We start from the raw sequence: 19,914 nt of genomic DNA, 5'->3' as shown, positions 1-19,914 counted from the left end.
GGGTGGGTCAGTTCACGCCGAGACGGCCGAGCACGTCGGTCTCGATGGTGGTGAGTTCGTGGGCGATCGAGGCGTGCACGGCGCGGCGGCGCGGCGCGGGCATCTGCTCGGCGGTGCGCACGGCGGCGCCGAGGCTGTCCAGCCGGTCCCGGGTGGCCAGCGAGAACTCACCCTGATCGGTGATCTTGGCAAGCGCCGCTTCGGTATTCGCGATGCGCGCGTGCAGTTTCGCGCCGTGGCCGCTGAAATCGCCGAGCTGGTCGATGCCGACACCGAGCTGCTGGGCGCGGCGCGCGTCGAGCTGGCCGCGGACCATGGTGGCCGCGCGGTAGGCCAGCGGCGCCAGCACCGGCACCAGAATCCGGGCCACACCCAGGTATTTGCGGACCTGGGCGGCGCTGAACGGATCCCGCTCGGCCTTGGCGGCCACCTTTTCGGCGGCCTTCTCCTCGGCCTGGAAGGCGGCGATCTGCGCCTTGGCGACCTGGCGCTGGGTACGGGCCTCGGCACGCTGCGCCCTGCGGGTGATCTTGGCGCCGTATTTGGCCTCCAAGGCGGCCTTGTGCTTGAGGGCTTTCGCCTCGGCCCGGCGGCTCGGCCGCCGCTTGCGCTTCGTGAACAACCCCATCGAAGGCCCTCCGTCATGCTGGTTCGCCACGGCGGAACGACGTGCGCAAACGCCCGTCCGCCCATGTCACACGGTTTGTCAGTACCCTATCGGTTCCCCCGGTCGCGCGGCCATCGGGTGAACCGCGCATGTTGGCCGCTGCGTGAGTTGTCGGGGGTAGGGACCATACTTGCGTACGTGTATTCGGGCATCGACGACCGCGACGGTCGCACAGACGACGCTTCGGCCGAGGATCGGCCGGGGGCCGTCGATGCGTCCGCGGTGGGTGCGCCGGTCGCTTTCATCGATGCGCGTTCGCTGATCGGGTGCCGTCATCGCCTGCATCTGGATGCCGCTTTCCCGGGTGAACTCGCCGGTGTGGTGGAGGATCCGGGTGTGCGCCAGCGTCGCGAGGCCGCCGCCGCGCACCGGCACCGGGTCCGTGACGCGTTGATCGCCGCGGCCCCGGACAGCTGGGTGGTGATCGATCCGGCACAGCCCGCCCGCGCCCGCGCCGAGGCCACCATGGCCGCGTGTACGGCTGGGGCGCACCATGTCTGGGGTGCTTTGCTACCGCAGGAACCCGATACCGGCAGACGCGGCGGTTCCGAGATCCTGATGCGCGATCTGGACCGGGGCGGTTACATCCCGATCATCGTGGTCAATCACAAGGTCACCGACCCACGTCGGCCCGAGCCCGCCGATTTCCACCCCACCACCTCCGATCCTTTCGAGTGGCATCCGAAACCGGATCCGACCCGCAAACTTCGCCAGCAGCCCCGCGATCAGCAGCGCCTCGCGCACCTGTACCGCATGTTGCAGCGGCACGGGCTGGCCAGTCCGGCGCTGATCGGCGGCGTCATCGGCTACCACCTGGACCGCATCCTGATCCACGATCTGGGCCCGCTGCTCGACGATTACGACCGGCGCTACGCCGATCGGATCGCGGTGGTGCGCGGTGAACTGCCGACGATTCCGTCGAAGGTGCCCGAGTGCCGCCAGTGCCCGTGGTGGAGTCGCGCCGCCCCGGGGCCTATCACCGGGGGACGGCAGGAGGCGGAGCCGACGGGGTGGGTGGGCAACTGCGCCGACTGGCTGGCCGAGCACCGTGATGTCAGCTTGGTCGCGCCCGGTTCCCGCGCCGATGTGCTGCGCGGCCATGGCGTGCAGACCATCGACGATCTCGCGGGCTGGACCGGCGAGGACCCGGACGACTGGCAGCACGGCCCGTTCGACGAGGCCGTGGTCACCGCCCGCGCCTGGCTGGCCAACGCGCCGCTGGTGCGCCGGGTCGACCGGGTGTGGGTCAAGCGCGCCGATGTCGAGGTCGATGTCGATCTGGAGAGCTACCAGGAGTACGGCGCCTACCTGTGGGGCACGCTGCTGGACGGGCAGTATCGCCCGTTCGTCACCTGGGATCCACTGCCCACCGAGGACGAGGGCCGCTCCTTCGCCGAATTCTGGACCTGGCTCATGCAGGTGCGGGCCGAGGCCGCCGTGGCGGGGAAAACCTTTGCCGCCTACTGCTATTCGCGAACCGCGGAGGACAAGTGGCTCTACGAGTCGGCGCGCCGGTTCGCCGGTCAGCCGGGCGTGCCGACCGTCGAGCAGATCCGCGCCTTCGTGGACGGCCCGGAGTGGGTGGACATGTTCCAAGCCGTCTCCGACCAGTTCATCTGCCCGGGCGGTAAGGGCTTGAAGAAGATCGCCCCGGTGGCGGGCTTCGCCTGGCGGGATCCGGAGGCGGGCGGCGAGGCGTCGATGAGCTGGTATCGGCTGGCCGTCGGCTACGACGGCGAACCGGATATGTCCCAGCGCACCCGCCTGCTGGAGTACAACGAGGACGATGTGCGCGCCACCATGGTGCTGCGCGAATGGATGTGCCCCAAGCAGCCCGCCGAGCACAGCGCGGACCGCGAGGTGCCGGGCCTGGCGGATTTCACGGTGCGCGTCGGGCCTTGAGCGGGGGGCGCTAATATTTGCGGCGTGACAGAGCACGTCGAACAACTCGAGTTCCAGGCCGAGGCACATCAGCTCCTGGAGCTGATGATCCACTCGATCTACTCCAACAAAGACTCGTTCCTGCGGGAGCTGATCTCGAACGCTTCCGACGCCCTGGACAAGCTGCGGCTGGCGTCCTTCCAGGACAAGGACCTGCATGTCGACACCTCCGATCTGCACATCGAGCTGGAGGTGGACAAGGACGCGCGGGTACTGACGGTCCGGGACAACGGCATCGGCATGTCCCGCGCCGAGGTGGTCGACCTGATCGGCACCCTGGCCAAGTCGGGGACGGCGGAGCTGCGCCGGCAGCTGAACGAGGCCAAATCCGAGGCGGCGGCCGAGGAGCTGATCGGCCAGTTCGGTATCGGCTTCTACTCCACCTTCATGGTCGCCGACAAGGTCGTGCTGACCACCCGCAAGGCGGGCGAAACCGAGGGCACCCGCTGGGAATCCAGCGCGGGCAGCTCCACCTATTCCATCGAGACCGTGGACGGCGCCCCGCAGGGCACCGCGGTCACCCTGTATCTGAAGCCCGCCGACGAGGACGACCACCTCTTCGACTACACGCAGGAGTGGAAGCTCCGCGAGATCGTCAAGAAGTACTCCGATTTCATCGCCTGGCCGATCCGGATGTCGGTGGAGCGGACCGTCACCGAGGGTGAGGGCGAGGAGCAGACCGAGAAGACGGTCACCGAGGAGCAGACCCTCAACTCCATGAAGGCGCTGTGGACCCGCCCCAAGAGCGAGGTCGGCGACGAGGAGTACAAGGAGTTCTACCGCCACGTCAGCCACGGCTGGGACGATCCGCTCGAAATCATCCCGCTCAAGGCCGAGGGCACCTTCGAATACCAGGCGCTGCTGTTCATTCCGTCGCACGCGCCGTTCGACCTGTTCACCCGCGAGCACAAGCGCGGCGTGCAGCTCTACGTCAAGCGGGTGTTCATCATGGACAACTGCGAAGAGCTGATGCCGGAGTACCTGCGCTTCATCAAGGGTGTGGTGGACGCGCAGGACCTCTCGCTCAATGTCTCCCGCGAGATCCTGCAGCAGGACCGCCAGATCCAGATGATCCGCAAGCGGCTGGTCAAGAAGGTGCTGTCCACGGTCAAGGATCTCCAGGGCGCGGACGACCAGGAGAAGTACCAGACCTTCTGGAAGGAGTTCGGGCGTGTCCTCAAGGAGGGCTTGCTCTCGGACTTCGACAATCGCGAGACCATCCTTCAGGTCAGCTCGTTCAGCTCCACGAATTCCGAATCCGAGCTGACCACGCTCGCGCAGTACCTGGAGCGGATGCCCGAGGGCCAGGAGCAGATCTACTACATGACCGGCGAGAGCCGGCAGCAGATCGAGTCCTCGCCGCACCTGGAGGCGTTCAAGGCCAAGGGCCGCGAGGTGCTGATCCTGACCGACCCGGTCGATGAGATGTGGGTCAGCTCGGTCACCGAGTTCGACGGCAAGCCGTTCCAGTCCATCGCCAAGGGCGAGGTCGATCTGGAGACCGAGGAGGAGAAGAAGGCCTCCGAGGCGCTGCGCGAACAGCAGGACAAGGACTACGCCGATGTGCTGACCTGGCTCGGCAAGACGCTCGACGAGAGCGTCAAGGAGGTGCGCCTGACCAACCGGCTCACCACCTCGCCCGCCTGCCTGGTCGGCGATGTCTACGACTTCACGCCGATGCTGGAGCGCATGTACCGCGCGTCGGGGCAGGCGGTGCCGGAGTCGAAGCGGATCCTCGAGCTCAACCCGGCGCATCCGCTGGTGACCGGGCTCAAGGAGGCGTACTTCGCGCGCAAGGACGACGCCGACGAGAACAAGGTGCCGGAGCTGACCGAGACCGCCGAACTGCTCTACGGCACCGCGGTGCTGGCCGAGGGTGGGGAGCTGAAGGATCCGGCGCGGTTCGCGCACATCCTGACCGATCGGCTGACCCGGACGCTGTAGGAAAATTCCCGGTTACGAATGGCCACTCCCGCTGGGGGTGGCCATTCGTCGTAACAATGGGTTTCGGCCTGGGTATTCACAGGTAGAAGGGTTGGCCGGATGCTCGGGAAATCAGTCGGCTGGCACTCGAACATACTTGTGTGCCAGGTGCGGTCTCGTTCATCCTCTGACTCCTGACGTTGGCGAAAAGCCGGTGCCGGAGGAACGGAGGCATCATGCGGATCAGTGGACCGATCGGCATCACGCCGTTTCAAGCGGACGGATCGCTGCGCGGTTTCGTCATCAGCGGGCGCTGGCCCGACACCACCAAGGAATGGGCGCAGGTGCTGGTGCTCGCGGTGCGGGTGGCGACCCTGCCGGGGCTGCTGCACACCTCGACGGTTTTCGGGGTCCGGGAGGAGCTGCCCGACGATCCGATGCCGGATATGGTCGGCCTGGTGCTGGCCGAGGGGCCGGTGCTGGGGGAGCAGGCCGTGGCGCCGGGCAGGTTTGCCGAACATGTGCCACCGGCGCTGCTGATGCTGCATCCGCCGTCGGAAACCCGGCCGAGTCTGCCCGAGTGCGCGGGCGCCGCGTCCGGCTGTGTGCTGCTGCCGGGTGTGCCGCACCTGGGGCTCGAGCATCGGGCCGCGTGGGTGGAGGCGGAGTCGGACGGCACCATCACCTCCCTGGTCAGCCGGGTCGGATTGGATCCGATCAGCGATCCCGACACCGCGGTTCTGGCCATGCTGCTGGCTGCGTGAGCCTGCCCGCCAGGGCGGGTAAGGGTACCCGAATTTCTGCGCGTCGGTCCCCAAACTTATTGTGCGCATTGCGATTTCGATAACAGCGGTTTGGCAATCGATGAGCATCCGGGTATCGTCGGATGCAGCGAAGGGGAGTAGCCCCCAATCACGCGGTCGACATACTGATCCGATTCCCGGGTCCGGTTGCGTGAACCGGTAGTGCACCGGTGGGCGAGACCTTCGGCCTGAAACAACCCTCGTTGTCGGCCGGAGACCCGGGAGCAGCCACCATCATGATCGCCACGATATTGCTGAGTATCGGCATCGTCTTTCTCGCCGAGCTGGGTGACAAATCCCAGCTCATGGCGCTGACCTTCGCCCTGCGCTATCGCTGGTGGGTGGTGCTCGGCGGCATCGCGACCGCCACCGCCCTCGTGCATGTCATCTCGGTCGCCGTCGGCCATTTCCTCGGCGCGGCCCTGCCCACCGGCGTCATCGCGCTGGTCGCGGCGCTGATGTTCCTCGGCGTCGGCGTCTGGACGCTGCGCGAGAACTGGACCGCACCCGAACCCGACGACGAACCGAAGCCGCCGCGCTCGAGCAAGGCGCCCTACTTCGTGGTGCTCTCGGCGTTCCTGCTCGCCGAACTCGGTGACCGCACCATGTTCGCGACCGCCGCCCTGGCCACCGACAACAACTGGTTCGGGGTCTGGCTGGGTTCCACCATCGGCATGGTCGCCGCCGACGCGCTCGCCATCGCCGTCGGCATCCTGATCGGCAAGCATCTGCCCGAACGCGCGATCGGCCTGGCCGCGGGCCTGCTGTTCTTGTATTTCGGCGCTGCCACGCTGCTCACCACCGTTTTTCCCGGGCTCGGCCTGGTCGCGGGTGCGGCACTGGCCGCCGTGGTCCCGGCCGTGATCGGCGGTGTGCTGTTGATACGCCGGGTCCGCCGCCGTGCACCGAAACTCGTCCGCACATCCGTCTGACGAGCTCAGCGGCCGCGCGCCGTAACCGGATCGGTGTGGTGCGGCAGGCTAGGCGCGAGTGAGCGCGCTGCCGTAGAGCTCGCCGCTGCGCCGCACCAATTCCAGCAGCGGTTCGCACAGCGCGCGCAGGCCGTCGAGGTCATCGGCGGCTATCTGAGTGGTGACCATCGCGCTCACCCCGGCGGCCAGAGTCCGGCAGGCGAAACGCTGGGCCTCGGTACGCGCGCCGAGGGTTTCCGCCATCAGTTCGACGAAGGACTCCTGGAGTTCGGCCCGGCGGGCTACGGCTTTCGGACCGGCCGCGTAGACCTCGAGCAGGAACAGTCGCGCGTAGGCGGGCTCGGCAGCCAGGCCGTCGAGGTAGGCGGTGAGAATGCGACTCATTCGGTCCGAGGCGGCGACGGTGTCGGCCGGTGCGGCGGAGGCATGCGCGATGCGGGCCAGTAGCGCTTCGGCAGCGCGTTCGTAGGCGGCCTCGAAACAGTCCTCCTTGGAACGGAACTGCTCGTAGAAGGTTTCCCGGGAAACACCCGCGCGCTTGAGAATGACCGCGACCGAAGTGCCCACGTAGCCGTTCTCCGTCATGGCCTCGGCCATCGCCTGCAGGATGCGCTCGCGCTGCGAGGCGATCACCTGCTCCCGGGGTAGGCCGTGGCGGCCGCGGGGGAGTTGGCGGGCGACGGGTGGGGTCATGCGGTGGCTCCGGGGTTCGGGGATGGGGTCAGGTCTGCCGCTCCATTCTGGTGGGTGAATCGCCCCGACCGCGCAGGGGCTGCCCGGCCGCGCCGGGCATTCGACCGGGGGCTACGCCGCGCCGCCCGGTTGGGTGCGCACTCGGCGCGGCCGCCGCGGCTGCTCGGTGGTGAAGGGGGCGTCCTCGGTGCGGGCGATCTCGAGCGCGGAGGCCACCCCGCCGCGCAGCGTGAAGTCGATCAGCCGCTGGGCGATCGGGCGCATCGGCAGCGCCACGGCCACCCACCACGGCGAGACCACCTGGCGCTTGCGCTTGGTGATGGCACGTTCGATGCCGTCGATCGCCGGGCCGAGCGGCGCTACCCCGGACACCGTGGACCGGCCGAGGATGGCCCGGGCCGCGGCGGTGCCGAAGCCGCGGGTTGTCATATCGGTGTCGAGTTCGGCGAAATAGGCGACGCCGACCCGGGCGCCGGTGTGCCGGATCTCGTTGCGCAGGGTGTGGCCCAGCGCCTCGACCCCCGCCTTGGACGCGCTGTAGGCGCCCGCCAACGGCAGATTCACCGCCGCCGCCAGCGAGGACACGATCAGCACGTAGCCATCCGGATGCAGCACGTGCGGCCCCGCGGCCCGCAGCGTGTAATAGACGCCGAGCGTGTTCACCGCCAGCATCTCCTCCATCACCGTCGGATCACCGCCGAGCAGCGGAAGCTGTTTGGCCACACCGGCATTGGCGACGACCACGTCCAGCCCGCCGAGTTCGGCCGCCAGCGTGTCCACGGTGCGCTGCACCTGCGCGGGATCCCCGATATCGCAGTACCGCCACGGCGCGTCGCCGCAATCGCGCGCCACTTCCGCCAGCAGTTCCGGCTCGATCCCCAGCAGCGCCACCGCCGCACCGCGCGCGTGCAGCTGCCGCGCCAGCGCCGCACCGATGCCGCGCGCCGCGCCCGTGACCAAGACCTTCCGGCCGCGCACGCCGGGCCGGGACCGCCGGATCGCGAAGCGCTTCCGTCGAGGGTGCTCGGGCGACGAGCGGGCCAACTCCATGACGGCGACACTACCACCGATGAACAGGTCTGTTCGTGGATAAATCGGCGGCTGACGGGGGACAGCCGGGTGTCCTACCGGGGTGCGCAGCAGGGGTGCTAGGGGTCTTGCGGCACAGGCGCTAGGGTGCAATTGACGAAAGGCCAACTGGCTGTCACGAACGAGAGGACCATCGTGGAGATTTCGGGTTCCGCCGCCATTGTCACCGGAGGCGCATCCGGCCTCGGCGCCGCCACCGCCAAGCGTTTCGCCGACCTCGGCGCCACCGTTTTCGGCCTTGACGTGCCGCAATCCATCGAGCGCGCGGGCGACAACGTGCCCGCGGGCGTCACCCTGATTCCGGCCGATGTGACCAGCCACGACGAGGTGTCCGCGGCCGTGGCCAAGGTCGTCGAGTCCGGCGTGCCGCTGCGCGTCGTGGTCAACTGCGCCGGCGTCGGCTGGGCCGGGCGCATCCTGTCCAAGAACGGCCCGCACGACCTGGAGCTGTTCCGCACGGTCATCACCGTGAACCTGCTCGGCACCTTCAACGTCATGCGCCTGGCCGCCGACGCGATCGCCAAGACCGACACCGTCGACGAGTACGGCCAGCGCGGCGTCATCATCAACACCGCCTCGGTCGCGGCGTTCGAAGGCCAGATCGGCCAGATCGCCTACTCCGCCTCCAAGGGCGGCGTGCACGGCATGACCGTCCCGGCCGCACGTGACCTGGCGCAGTTCGGCATTCGCGTGAACACCATCGCCCCCGGCATCATCGACACCCCGATGCTGGCCGGTGTCACCGAGGAGTACCGCAAGGGCCTCGAGGCCGGTGTGCCGTTCCCGTCGCGCCTGGGCCGACCGGACGAGTACGCGCAGCTCGCGCAGTACATCACCGAGCACGACTACCTCAATGGCGAGACCATCCGCATGGATGGCGCGCTGCGCATGAGCCCGCGCTAGCGGGGTCACCGGGCCGACGCCTCGCTGCGCTCGGCTAACGGCCCGGCGACCGGAGTCTCGATCGGGCACCGGGGGCGCTTCGCTTCCCCGGTGCCGTCCAGCTTCGGAGCTTGCCTCGCTTCGCTCGGCATGCACTCTGGGTCCCCAAAGGGGCGGCGTGCGCTCTCGGTCCTCAGAAGGTTGGCGTGCGTAATTGAGTCCCAAGGGCGGGCGTGTGCACAGGGCCCCCAAAGGTCCGTGTGTGCAACGGGTTCCCCGGAAGGATGGTGGGGTCAGGCTGGTTTGTGGCCGATGCCGAGGAATGCGGTGGTGGCCAAGGGGGTGCGGGGGCTGTAGTTGGTGGTGAGGTAGTCGCGCATGATGGTGGCGCGTTCGGACCAGGTGCGCTCGTCCAGGCTGCGGCGTAGGACCGTCAAGGGGGCGCTGCTGCGGGCCATCTGGTCCCACATCTGTTCGCCGCTGTCCCAGGCGACTTCGTTGGTGTGGCGTTGGATGGTGACGCCCGCGAAACCGGCTGTGCGCATTTCGGTGGCGAAGACCTCGGGGTTCTCCAGGCTCAGGTAGTTCGGTTGTGGTTCCTCGATGGCCGGGTCGGCGGCGGCCATGGCGCCGAACATCATTCGCATCAGCGGTGATTCGACCACGGGGGCCCAGGCCGAGACCACCGCGACGCCGCCGGGGCGCAGCACCCGCAGCAGTTCGGCGAAGCCTTTCGTGCGGTCGGGGAAGAACATCAGGCCGAACATGGAGAAGCCCGCGTCGAATTCGCCATCCGGGAACGGGAGCGCTTGGCCGTCGCCGACGTGGGTTTCGATATTGGTGTGCCCGGCCGCCGCCGCGGTTCGGTTCAGTACCTCGAGCATGTGCCCGGCGAAATCGATGGCGGTGACCCGTGCCGATTGCGGTGCGGCGAGCAGGCTCAGCGTGCCGGGTCCCGCGGCGACATCGACGATGTGCGAATCCGCGGACAATCCGGCCAATTCCAGGGCGCGCGCGGAGAACGGCTCCATGATCGCCAGTGCCTCCGCCGCGTAACCGTCGGCGACGAGATCCCACGGCTCGGCGGCGGCCAGGGGGTTTCCGGACATCTCTTCCTCCACGCTCACCCAACCTTCTCAGGCTACGCGGCTACCCCCGGGGTCATCCAGCACCTTCGGCGAAAATCGCTGTGCCCTAATGCGTCTGAGATCACGACTCCGTCGGTGCGGACCGGGTACGGGTATCCCGCAACCATCGCGCACCGCGTCCGGCGCTGGCCACCGCGGCTTCGACCACCGCCTTGGTCACGAAATGCCCGGTCGCGGTGGCGAGGAATACCGCGGCGATCAGGATCGGCGCCCACGACCAGGTGAGGGCCAGCAGCACGCGTTCGAAGGTGTCGGCGGGCTGCACCATCGGCTCCCAGCTGTTGAGCCGGGTCCAGCGGCCCAGGAAGACGCCGATCGCGCAGAGGAAATGCAGGGTCACGGTGATCGGCGCGCGCCAATTCCCCAGACCGTTACGGTCGAGGTAGCGCCCCAGTTGGTCCAGCGCCAGGTAATAGGCCAGGAATCCGGAGCCGATGAACGCCAGATAGATCGGCAACACGGTGGTGACCACGGGGCCGTCGCCGACGAAGGCGATGTCGTAGCGCAGGTGCACCAGATCCGTGACGACATAGGGCGCGTTCGGCAGGAACAGCACGAACAGCGCGAGGCCCGCCCACCAGAGCGGCGACCGCGGAAAACGCCGGTTCGCGGCGGGTGCGACGCGGAAGATCAGCAGCGCGAGCGCCACCGGGATCCACGCCAGAATCGTGTTCCACCCCATCCAGATCCAGTCGCGCCGCAGCACGTCCAGCAGATCCGGCCCCACCTTGTCGAGCACATCCATGCCCCCACCCTGCGCGAAAGACCTTGCGATCGGCCATGTCCCCGGCCAACATCCACCGGATCCGCACTACTTCTCCACAAGCACGTCACATAATCGGTGGACGCAGCCCCGTCCGGAGGGAGTCTTACGACCGACCGTTTGCGGCCGTCTCGCATCCGAGTAGCCGAAGCGCATGCGCCGCAGGCGCGAGTCTCGGCTGCTCGGATGCGAGACATAAGGGGCCGCAAACACGCGGCGCCGCAGGCGCCGCCAATATCTCAGAAGATGAGACCTTTGCCCTGGGCGACGGCGCGGGCGAAGCGGTCCTGCACCTCGGCCCAGTTGACGACGTTCCAGAACGCCTTCACGTAGTCGGCCTTGACGTTCTTGTACTGCAGGTAGAAGGCGTGCTCCCACATGTCCAGGCCGAGCAGCGGGATGATGCCGAGCGGCACATTGCCCTGCTGGTCGGTCAGCTGGAAGGTGAGCAGCTTGCCGGCCAGGGTGTCGTAGCCCAGCCAGGCCCAGCCCGAACCCTGCAGGCCGTTGGCGGCCGCGGAGAACTGCGCGACGAACTTGTCGAAGGAGCCGAACTGGTCGACGATGGCGGCTTCCAGCTCGCCGACCGGCTTGTCGCCGCCGTCCTTGGACAGGCTCTTCCACCAGATGGAGTGGTTCACGTGGCCGCCGAGGTGGAAGGCCAGGTTCTTCTCGTTGAGGAAGATAGCGGCGTGGTCGCCGGCCTCACGGGCGGCTTCCAGCTTCTCCAGGGCGGCGTTGGCGCCCGCGACGTAGGCGGCGTGGTGCTTGGAGTGGTGGAGTTCGTTGATCTGCCCGGAGATGAACGGCTCCAGAGCGCTGTAGTCGTAATCGAGTTCTGGCAGCGTGTAAACAGCCACGATGTCCCTTCCTAATGTCGGGCCGTGTGTGCCCGCTTTCGAGCAACACCCAACCACCATTCGTACACCCGCTAGGTAGCAACCTGGCTCGGTCCCCCCTCATTCCCCCAGCGAAGCTACCGAACGGATCGTGGTGTCGGGTACCCGTTGCGCGCCAGAAAACCCCGCTTTCTTCGGAGCTGGGGCGACCGCGCGCCCTGACGGGTGCGCGGTCGCGAAGGGGTCGGCCCGGATGGGTCAGAGTTGGGGGACGATGCCGGGCCGGATGGTCCGCGGATCGCCCGCGTCGTGCGCTTTCCACCAGTTCTCGCCGCCGGCGACGAACTCCTCCAGGGGAATTTGTCTACCGGTGGCGTCGTGGATGGTCATGGTGTCGAACCAGACGCGGATGTCGAGTTCGCGTGGGTCGATGCCCTCTTCCTGGGAGAATTCGAGGACGTGCGTGGAGATGTGATCGTCGAACTTGGTGTCGAAGCTGAGCAGCTCCCGCCAGAGCGCCCAGCCGCTGTCGTCGAGATCGATGAATTCCCAGCCGTGCAGCCGGCCGCCGCCGAAACTGCGGATGGCCTCGTCGAGGCCGTCGAGTTGCAGCGGAAGTACCTGCGGTTCCACATCGTCCCAGCGCTGCATGCGCAGGGAGGCCGCGACCCGGCTGACGCCGGTGAAGGTCAGTTGAACGGGAAAGTCTTCGCTGCCCTGCCCGGTGGTGGGCAGAGTCAGTACGCCGAGTCGCAGGCGCAGCTCGTGCGCCTTGGTGTCCGCGTCCAGGCCGAGGCAGGTCGCCTCGGACAGTGCGGTGTTGAGTCCGGTGATGTCCAATCCGTCGAGTAGCCCCCTGCTCACGTTCATGCATCAAGGCTACCGATACGGCGTTGCGGAACCTCGTATTTCACTTTTTCGCCGCGGTTGCCCGTTTCGACGGAACCGAATGGCCGGTTGTTCCGTCCAAGTAAGTGCCGGGTCCCGCAGGGGTACCTCGCGGCAGCGGCGGATGACCGCTCCGGGACTTCAGGAGGGGAGTCTCGGATCGGTCGTTCGCTCCCGCCACACCCGAAGTCTTAACCTGTGGATGAGGTTGTGGATTATGTGGATAACTTCCCCGGCCCCGACTTCGCCGGGGCGGCGGCCCGCCCGACATGGCAGGATCGGACCCGTGACGAGTCCCGAAGTTCCGTCGGTACCGGTGGAGGCTGTGCCCGCCGAGTTCGACAATCCCGCGCGCGGCGAGGCGGGGCCCATCCTGCTCGACGTGCGCGAGGACGACGAATGGGAACTCGGGCACGCGCCAGGAGCCATCCACATCCCCATGGTCGACGTCCCGGCCCGCATCGACGAACTGGAATTCGACGTCGATCTCTATGTCGTCTGCCGGCAGGGCGGGCGCTCGATCGAGGTGGCCCGGTATCTCGCGCATGTCGGGTTCGACGCCATCCAGGTGAACGGCGGCATGGTGGCCTGGCAGCAGCAGGGCCGCCCACTGGCGGCCGAAGGCGACCACCAGGCGAAGATCTACTGACCTCCTGCCATCCCGAAGGGAGCTGAGCCCATGAGCGTGGTGCAACCATGTGCGCGCTGCGGCGCGCGCTGGGCCGTGCAGACGACCCCGATGCACTGGTGCCCGCGCTGCCGGGGTGTGCTGCTCTCACCCGCGCCCATCGACGCACCGCCCGCGCGGCGCAACTATCGCTGGGTCGCGCGTCGCCCGGACCACCGCACGCGCCGCCCCGGCGGCCGGGCCGGAACCGGCGCCGGCACACCGCGATATACCCAGATCCCACGCTGGGGTCTGACCGATGTCCCATCCGCCGCCACCGCCGCGCCGCCCTCGCGCTGGGCACGCTGGACACTGCGGGTGGAGCCGCTGCTGGTGGTCACCGCCGGACTGTTCGCGCTGGCCGCGGTCGCCGAGCTGGGCCGCTACGGTGTCCTGCTGCGCAACCGCACCCGGCTGATCGATCCGCTGCTGCTGCGCGTCTCCGATGCGCTGGTGATCGGATCCGCCGTACTCGCCCTGGTTTTCGCGCTGCTCTCGGCGGTGGCGCTGGTCGGCTGGCTGATCCAGGCCCGGGCCGCCGCGTTCGCCGCGAACGGCCAGCGCGATCCCCGATCGGCGCGCATGCTCACGCTGGGTTGTGTGCTGCCGGGCGTCAACCTGGTGTGGCCGGGCGTCTTTCTCACCGAATTGGCCGAGCAGGGCACGGATCCACGGGTGCTGCGCGCCGTTCGGCTCTGGTGGTGCGGCTGGGTGCTCGGCGCGGCGATGGCCGTCGGCGCGCTGCTCTGGCGCACCGCGGATTCGTTGCAGGCCAAGGCGGACGGCGTCATGTTCATGGTCTGGACCGACGCGGTCGCCGCCGGTGTCGCGGTGCTGACGCTGTGGGTGCTGCGCCTGGTGGCGGGCCGGGATCTACTGGGCCGCACCAAGCTCGCCCGGCGCTGGGTGGTGGCCACCGAAGCGGCCGTTCCGGTCATCGAGCCGGTGCAACCGGGTGCGGGACAGGCGAAGAAAGCGGACCAGGAGGTTATGGCCCAGTGAGCCAAGGCAATCGCGCGCCGTTCGTCGTGGCGCATCGGGGGGCCTCGGCGGCGCGACCCGAACACACCCTCGCGGCCTACGAACTCGCCCTGCAGGAGGGTGCCGACGGGGTGGAGTGCGACGTCCGGCTCACCCGGGACGGTCAGCTGGTCTGCGTGCACGACCGCACGGTCGACCGCACCTCCGACGGCACCGGCCCGGTCAGCGAGATGACCCTGGACGAGCTGCGGGAGCTGGACTTCGGGGTCGCGGGCGCGCCGGCCGCGGTGCTCACGCTGTCGGAGTTGATCGAGCTCGTGCTGGATTGGCGCAGCCGCCCGACCAAGCTGTTCATCGAGACCAAGCACCCGGTCCGCTACGGCGCGCTGGTGGAGAACAAGTTGCTCGCCGAACTCCAGCGCTTCGGCATCGCGACCCCGGCGTCGGCGGATCACTCCCGGGCCGTGGTCATGTCGTTCGCGGCCACCGCGGTCTGGCGGATCCGGCGCGCCGCGCCGCTGCTGCCCACGGTGCTGCTCGGTGAGTCCTCCCGCTATCTCGGTGGCGGCGCGGCCACCGCGGTCGGCGCCACCGCGGTCGGCCCGTCGGTGAAGACCTTGCGCGAGCATCCCGAGCTCGTCGACGTGGCCGCCGCCGCGGGCCGCGCGACCTACTGCTGGACCGCCGACGACCCCACCGATGTCCAACTGTGCGCCGACCTCGGCGTCAGCTGGGTCGCCACCAACCACCCCGCCCGCACCAAGGCTTTACTCACCCCGGCCTAGCCGGGTCCGCGCTACCATCGAATCGACGCAACCGTTGCGAAAAGCGCACGGCCAAGGGGGGATTCGATGTCGATACCGCCACAGCCGGCGCAAGCCGCCGACGCTCGCCGGCGCCGAATCACAACGTTGACCCTGGCGTTCGTCTCGATCGGGCTGGCAGCGGTCATCTCCGCGGTCATGCTGTTCCTGGCCCGTCCCTTCACCGCGCACGAACTCCAGGTCAATCTGGCGGCCGAATTCCTCGGCACCGCCATGGTCGCGTTCATCCTGACCCCGCTGCTCATCGCCTTCGAGCGGCGACTGGAGGCGATCCTGCAGCGGCGCGGGGACATTCCGGAGAGCTTCGCGAACTTCCAGTACAACCTCTACTTGCAGCGACTTGGCAGCGCGCGATCGAAGATCCGCATCATGGACACCTCGAGCGGCGTGCTCGATCCGACCGACACCACCGACGCGGCGGTGGCGGCCTCCCGGGAAGCTTGCGTCGCAGCCCTGCGACAGGCGATCGAGCGGGGCGTGAAGGTAGAGATCCTGCTCATCGACCCCACCTCCGAAGCCGCGACCCGACGCAGTCGCGAGGTCGCCGGGCGCGGGCGCTCGATCGCCGAGGGGGTGAAGAAGAATCTTGCACTGCTCAACGGCATGCACAAGAATTCCGAGTTGACCAACGTTCAGCGGCTGCTCGAGGTCAGGCTGTACGACAGCTCGCCGGGCATCGCCTACTACGGCATCGACGACGACGCGATGGTGGCCTTCTTCATGCCCGATGACATCTCCGATCAGAGCCAGCACATCGACTTTTCGGTCAGCAGCGTCTACGGCCGGATGACCAGCGAGTACTTCAGCCGAGTGTGGGACAGCAGCCGGGACAACGACTTTCTGCGTCATCTCTATCCACGGGTAGTGATCGATGGTCGCGAACCGAACAACAATGTCGCCGGTGTCGAGATCAGAGGCCACTGGTACCTGTCGTCGCTATGGGACAACGCTGCCGAGGCACTGCTGCAATTGGATGTCGGTAAGGAACTCGAATTGCGCACCGCCGCCGAGCGCGTCGTTTGTCAGGTGGTGAACCGGCAGGCCATCACCGCGGAATCGAACGAGCAGTGCCGCGAGGTGGTTCGGGCACTGTCGGAGAAGTACGGCATCGACAGCTACACCATGTACGTCGAACTCGAGCCGCGCCATGTGACTGCGTTACCGACGCCGTAATCCTGGCGGCGCTGCCTGCTACGCTCGCGCACCGTGGGTAAGAGCAAGCGCAATAGTCCTAAGCCCGGAGGGAACCGGGCCCAGCGTCTCGCCGAGCGGAAGGCGGCGCTGGAGCAGGCGGCACAGGCCGTGACGCGCCCGTTCGAGGGGCTGGCCGCCGAATGTGATCTGGTGGCGCTGCGGGAGTTCGTGCCGTCGGCGACCGCGACCTTGAAGCTGGCGCCGGGCGTGGCCGCCGAGCGTTCGGTCGTGCTGGCGACGGTGCTGCCGGGCGCGGTGGCCGCGCTGGTGCGCGCCGGCGAGCCCGAGACCGGATTCGTCGGCACCCAGGTGCAACTCCAGGGTGCGGATCCGAGCGCCGATATGGCGGCCGCCATCCTGTGGACCCAGTCGGCGGAGGCGGGCGAATCGCTGAACGCGGCCCAGGCGCTGGACGGCGGGCCGCGGCTGGCCGATGTCATCGATCCCGGTGCCGACCTGGAACTCACCGTGCACCAGGACTTCGACTGGTGGGTGCCCGAGGGTGTCACGCCCGACCCGCAGGTCGCCGCGACCATCGAGCAGGCCAAGCAGGCGATCATGCCGTCGGCCCGGCTGGATCTGGGCCCGGACGCGATCGGTGCGGGCTGGTGGGTCGACGCGGGCGAGAAGGCGCACCTGCGCTGGGTTCGCCCGGAGAACGAGGACGACCTGATGCTGGCGCTGGCTCGGCTGCACGCCGGCGGCGGCCTGCATTTGGGTGAGGGTTCGCGTTTCGCGGGTTCGTTCCGCACGCACGGCCTGCTGGTGCCGGTGTTCGATCTGGATCCGGACCGGCATCCGACCGAATGGGAAACTCCGGCAAGGGAATTCGGTGTGCGCCTGGCGGCGGCGCTGGCCGACGACGCACCGATGACCGCGGACGAGCGGCGTTCCCGCGACGGATTGCGTTCGCGCCAGGTCACTTTGCGCTGACCCAATTTTGTGAAATACGCTTCTTTCAGACATCTGGTCGGATAGGTTCTCTCCCATCACCGAAAGTTGGTGATGGCGAGGGAAAACCCCGCCGCCAGATGAGGAAAGTAGGCAATCATGGACGCCATTCTCACGTTGCTCACCACGCTGCTCAGCACGCTGAGCGCGGATTGAGATAACGGATAGCACTCGGGCCCAGCTCGTCGCGAAGAGCTGGGCCCGAATCCATTCATATCGCCCGTATTACAGCGATCCGCCCGCCGCGGAGGGCGCACCGGAAGCATCCGAGGGACCGCTCATTTCGCGAGCGATGAAATTCTCCAGATCGAACAGGTTGGAACCGGCCCGCTCCGCGACATTGAGCAGCGTGTGCATCGCGGCGACCTCCTCCACCTGCTCCTTGAGGAACCACTGCATGAACTGTTCGCCGAGGTAATCGCCCTCTTCGCGGGCGGTACTGGCCAGCTGGATGATCTGGTCGGTGACCGTCTTCTCCTGCTTGAGCGCCAGCTGAATGGGCTCGATCGCGTTCTTGAACGCGGACTTCGCCGAATCGACGCCGGTGAGTTCGACGCTCAGATCACGATCCAGGAAGTACTGCGCAATCATCATCGCGTGGTTGCGCTCTTCTACCGCCTGAGCGTAGAAGCGCTTGGCCAGCTGCGGCAGGTCCGCGTTATCGAACCACACCGCGATGGCGATGTACTGATGCTCGGCATTGAATTCATGCCGGATCTGGTCGTGAAGCAGCTTGTGGAATTTGCTGCGCTGGTTCTCCTGATGGCTGGGCATGTTCGACAGATTAACGCTGGTCAGAGCGCGTGTCATCCAAGTGCAACCTTATTGAGCACAGCCTTATTGAGGTCAGCCAGACCTAATAATTTGTTGCTGTGCCAGCCATTTTCGGCGCATTCCGATCGGCCCGCGCCGGTGCCGGCACCTCCCGGGCGATGAACTCCTCGACGTCGAACAGATCGCCGACGCCCCGGTCCAGCACGGTAACCAGGGTGTTGACCCGGGCCAGATTGTCCACCTGCTCCTTGAGGAACCACTGCACGAACCGCTCGCCGAGGTAGTCGTCGTCGGCTCGCGCGGCGGCCGCCAACTCGGTGATCTGCTCGGTGAAAACCTGTTCACCCGCCTGGAGAAAACGCATCGCCGCAACCGGCGCGTCGAAATCCGGGCGCACTTCGTCCAGGCCGCCGACCCGCACGTCGAGCTCACGGTCCAGCAGATGCTGGATCATCCGCAGCGCGTGCGCCCGATGCAGCTCCGAGCGGTTGTAACAGTGCTTGGACAGCTGTGGCAGGCGGTTGGCGTCGAAGTAGACCGCGATCGCCAGACACTGCTGGGCGGCGGTGAAGCCGCGCCGGATCTGGTCGCGAAGCAGGACGGGGAAGGACTCGGTACCGGCCATACTTCGACGTTACCGCGTCAGCAGAGCCTCCGGCACGGGTTGATCCGATGCCAGCGCCTCGAAGAACTGCCCGGCCTTGGACTTGTCCCACAGCAGCACATTGCCGCTGTCGGTGTCGTCGAAGCCGCCGATCGGCACCGTCGTCGCCACCGTGTCGGCGCGCAGCGCCCAGCCCAGCCGGGCCAGATGCCACAGGTGATCGCCCTCGTCGACCTTCAGCGATTTCACGGTGTCACCGGCCAGTGGCCAGAGCGAGAACGGGTTCGCCAGGGTCGACCAGCTGGTCGCCTTCTTCAACAGCGCCGCCATGAACAGACGCTGATTGTTCATCCGATCGATATCGGCGAGCGCGGTCGCCCGGGACCGCACGAAACCCAGCGCCTCGGGTCCGTTCAGCTCCTGGCAGCCCGCCTGGAGGTTGATCCCGGCCAGTGGATCGTCGATGGCGTTGGGAACACACACATCGATGCCGCCGAGCGAGTCGACGATGCCCGCGAAACCGGCGAAACCGATCTGCGCGTAATGGTCGATGCGCAGGCCGGTCGCGATCTCCACGGTCTGCACCAGCAGCGCGGCGCCGCCGAAGGTGAAGGCGGCGTTGAGTTTGTCGCGCCCGTGGCCGGGAATCGAGACGTAGGAGTCGCGCGGCAGGCTGACCATGGTGGTGCCGCCGGACTTCGGGACGTGGATCAGCATGATCGTGTCGGTGCGTTCGCTACCGACATCGCCGCCGGTCGCGAGTTCGCTTTCCTGGTCGGCGGTCAGGCCGGTGCGGGAATCCGAGCCGACCAGCAGCCAATTCGTGCCGGGGGTATCGCCCACGCGGTCGGTGTAATCGGTGAGCGCGTCGATGCGGGTGAGCTTGCCGTCCAGATGGATGACACCGGCCACCGAACCGACCAGCAGCACCAGCAGGAAGACGAGGAACCAGCGGAACGGGTGTCGCTTGCGCCGGGGTCGCGGCGCGCGCGGCTCCGGTTCCCGCCGGTTCGGCGGCGCGGCCGGTGGCGGTGGCGGCTGCTGGCGGCGCTGCCGGGGCGCGGGCTCGTGATAGGGCTGCGGCTGCTGGGTGGGTGCGTGGGTACGCCGCGGTGGTGGCTGCTGCCGCCGCATCTGCGAATAGGCCTGAGGCGGTTGGTACTCCTGGCCGTCGCGGCGCAGCACCTCGGTCGGCTTCAGATGCTGCGAACCCGCCGACCCGGGAACGTAATCGGGCGGCGGCAGCCGGCGAGGCCGGGCATTGCGCTGGTGGTCGTCGCCGTTCATCACTCTGACTCTACTGATCGGGGGGTGGCGCGCTTGCTCTATCGATCCCGCCTGCCGCGGAATC

General features: G+C 67.7%; 20 protein-coding genes. 10 read left to right on the top strand and 10 right to left on the bottom strand.

The features are described from left to right. Positions 1 to 7: 7 nt before the first annotated feature. Positions 8 to 628, bottom strand: coding sequence for a DUF6474 family protein (locus ACFVMC_RS05800; protein WP_379207210.1), 621 nt, complete (start codon positions 626 to 628; stop codon positions 8 to 10). Between the two features lie 261 nt (positions 629 to 889). On the opposite strand from ACFVMC_RS05800, the gene ACFVMC_RS05795 reads away from it, so the two are divergent. From ACFVMC_RS05795 to ACFVMC_RS05780, 4 genes are all read left to right on the top strand, one after another. After that, positions 890 to 2,569, top strand: coding sequence for a TM0106 family RecB-like putative nuclease (locus tag ACFVMC_RS05795; RefSeq protein WP_379207850.1), 1,680 nt, complete (start codon positions 890 to 892; stop codon positions 2,567 to 2,569). Positions 2,570 to 2,593: 24 nt separating this feature from the next. Next, on the top strand, positions 2,594 to 4,552 hold the full coding sequence (gene htpG / locus ACFVMC_RS05790) for a molecular chaperone HtpG (RefSeq protein ID WP_379207208.1): 1,959 nt from the start codon (positions 2,594 to 2,596) through the stop codon (positions 4,550 to 4,552). A gap of 215 nt (positions 4,553 to 4,767) precedes the next feature. Then, on the top strand, positions 4,768 to 5,295 hold the full coding sequence (locus ACFVMC_RS05785) for a peptidase (protein ID WP_379207206.1): 528 nt from the start codon (positions 4,768 to 4,770) through the stop codon (positions 5,293 to 5,295). A 275-nt stretch (positions 5,296 to 5,570) separates the two neighbouring features. Then, positions 5,571 to 6,266, top strand: a complete 696-nt coding sequence (locus tag ACFVMC_RS05780; RefSeq protein WP_379207204.1) for a TMEM165/GDT1 family protein — start codon at positions 5,571 to 5,573, stop codon at positions 6,264 to 6,266. Between the two features lie 48 nt (positions 6,267 to 6,314). On the opposite strand, the gene ACFVMC_RS05775 is transcribed toward ACFVMC_RS05780, so the two are convergent. Then, positions 6,315 to 6,959 carry a TetR/AcrR family transcriptional regulator gene (locus ACFVMC_RS05775; RefSeq protein WP_379207203.1) on the bottom strand — a complete coding sequence of 215 codons (645 nt, stop codon included), beginning with the start codon at positions 6,957 to 6,959 and terminating at the stop codon, positions 6,315 to 6,317. A 111-nt stretch (positions 6,960 to 7,070) separates the two neighbouring features. Next, positions 7,071 to 8,009 carry an SDR family NAD(P)-dependent oxidoreductase gene (locus ACFVMC_RS05770; RefSeq protein WP_379207201.1) on the bottom strand — a complete coding sequence of 313 codons (939 nt, stop codon included), beginning with the start codon at positions 8,007 to 8,009 and terminating at the stop codon, positions 7,071 to 7,073. Positions 8,010 to 8,183: 174 nt separating this feature from the next. Here ACFVMC_RS05770 and ACFVMC_RS05765 point away from each other — a divergent pair, with 174 nt between their 5' ends. After that, positions 8,184 to 8,951: an SDR family NAD(P)-dependent oxidoreductase gene (locus ACFVMC_RS05765; protein WP_379207199.1), complete on the top strand. Its 768-nt coding sequence runs from the start codon at positions 8,184 to 8,186 to the stop codon at positions 8,949 to 8,951. A gap of 272 nt (positions 8,952 to 9,223) precedes the next feature. Here the strand turns inward: ACFVMC_RS05765 and ACFVMC_RS05760 are convergent, their stop codons facing one another. The 4 genes from ACFVMC_RS05760 to ACFVMC_RS05745 form a co-directional block, all read right to left on the bottom strand. Then, positions 9,224 to 10,039: a class I SAM-dependent methyltransferase gene (locus tag ACFVMC_RS05760; protein ID WP_379207197.1), complete on the bottom strand. Its 816-nt coding sequence runs from the start codon at positions 10,037 to 10,039 to the stop codon at positions 9,224 to 9,226. 100 nt (positions 10,040 to 10,139) lie between these two features. Next, the gene (locus ACFVMC_RS05755) at positions 10,140 to 10,823 is read right to left on the bottom strand and encodes a DUF1361 domain-containing protein (protein ID WP_379207195.1); all 684 of its coding nucleotides are present in this window, start codon (positions 10,821 to 10,823) and stop codon (positions 10,140 to 10,142) included. A gap of 257 nt (positions 10,824 to 11,080) precedes the next feature. Continuing rightward, positions 11,081 to 11,701, bottom strand: coding sequence for a superoxide dismutase (locus ACFVMC_RS05750; RefSeq protein WP_379207193.1), 621 nt, complete (start codon positions 11,699 to 11,701; stop codon positions 11,081 to 11,083). Between the two features lie 237 nt (positions 11,702 to 11,938). Continuing rightward, on the bottom strand, positions 11,939 to 12,550 hold the full coding sequence (locus tag ACFVMC_RS05745) for a hypothetical protein (RefSeq protein WP_379207191.1): 612 nt from the start codon (positions 12,548 to 12,550) through the stop codon (positions 11,939 to 11,941). A 304-nt stretch (positions 12,551 to 12,854) separates the two neighbouring features. On the opposite strand from ACFVMC_RS05745, the gene ACFVMC_RS05740 reads away from it, so the two are divergent. The 5 genes from ACFVMC_RS05740 (at position 12,855) to ACFVMC_RS05720 (ending at position 17,167) form a co-directional block, all read left to right on the top strand. Beyond that, positions 12,855 to 13,217: a rhodanese-like domain-containing protein gene (locus tag ACFVMC_RS05740; RefSeq protein WP_379207190.1), complete on the top strand. Its 363-nt coding sequence runs from the start codon at positions 12,855 to 12,857 to the stop codon at positions 13,215 to 13,217. A 30-nt stretch (positions 13,218 to 13,247) separates the two neighbouring features. Then, entirely contained in the window at positions 13,248 to 14,237 is a 990-nt protein-coding gene (locus ACFVMC_RS05735) for a DUF4328 domain-containing protein (RefSeq protein WP_379207188.1), read from the top strand. Then, complete coding sequence (locus ACFVMC_RS05730; protein WP_379207186.1) at positions 14,234 to 15,001, top strand: glycerophosphodiester phosphodiesterase; 768 nt, start codon at positions 14,234 to 14,236, stop codon at positions 14,999 to 15,001. The genes ACFVMC_RS05735 and ACFVMC_RS05730 overlap by 4 nt, the downstream gene beginning before the upstream one ends. 66 nt (positions 15,002 to 15,067) lie before the next feature. Continuing rightward, a complete protein-coding gene (locus ACFVMC_RS05725; RefSeq protein ID WP_379207184.1) occupies positions 15,068 to 16,213 on the top strand; it encodes a DUF5919 domain-containing protein in 1,146 nt (381 codons plus the stop codon). A 33-nt stretch (positions 16,214 to 16,246) separates the two neighbouring features. Then, positions 16,247 to 17,167, top strand: a complete 921-nt coding sequence (locus ACFVMC_RS05720; protein WP_379207183.1) for a DUF5926 family protein — start codon at positions 16,247 to 16,249, stop codon at positions 17,165 to 17,167. 243 nt (positions 17,168 to 17,410) lie between these two features. Here the strand turns inward: ACFVMC_RS05720 and ACFVMC_RS05715 are convergent, their stop codons facing one another. The 3 genes from ACFVMC_RS05715 to ACFVMC_RS05705 all read right to left on the bottom strand — a co-directional run bounded on the left by ACFVMC_RS05715 (position 17,411) and on the right by ACFVMC_RS05705 (position 19,850). Further along, entirely contained in the window at positions 17,411 to 17,959 is a 549-nt protein-coding gene (locus ACFVMC_RS05715) for a ferritin (RefSeq protein WP_379207848.1), read from the bottom strand. 82 nt (positions 17,960 to 18,041) lie between these two features. Then, positions 18,042 to 18,584 (bottom strand): ferritin, encoded by a 543-nt coding sequence (locus ACFVMC_RS05710; RefSeq protein WP_379207181.1) that lies wholly within the window; start codon positions 18,582 to 18,584, stop codon positions 18,042 to 18,044. A gap of 9 nt (positions 18,585 to 18,593) precedes the next feature. After that, complete coding sequence (locus tag ACFVMC_RS05705) at positions 18,594 to 19,850, bottom strand: LCP family protein (protein WP_379207179.1); 1,257 nt, start codon at positions 19,848 to 19,850, stop codon at positions 18,594 to 18,596. Positions 19,851 to 19,914 lie beyond the last annotated feature (64 nt).

The organism is Nocardia sp. NPDC127579, from assembly GCF_042672005.1.
Classification (GTDB): Bacteria; Actinomycetota; Actinomycetes; order Mycobacteriales; family Mycobacteriaceae; genus Nocardia.
This window is presented reverse-complemented; position numbering and strand designations above follow the sequence as displayed.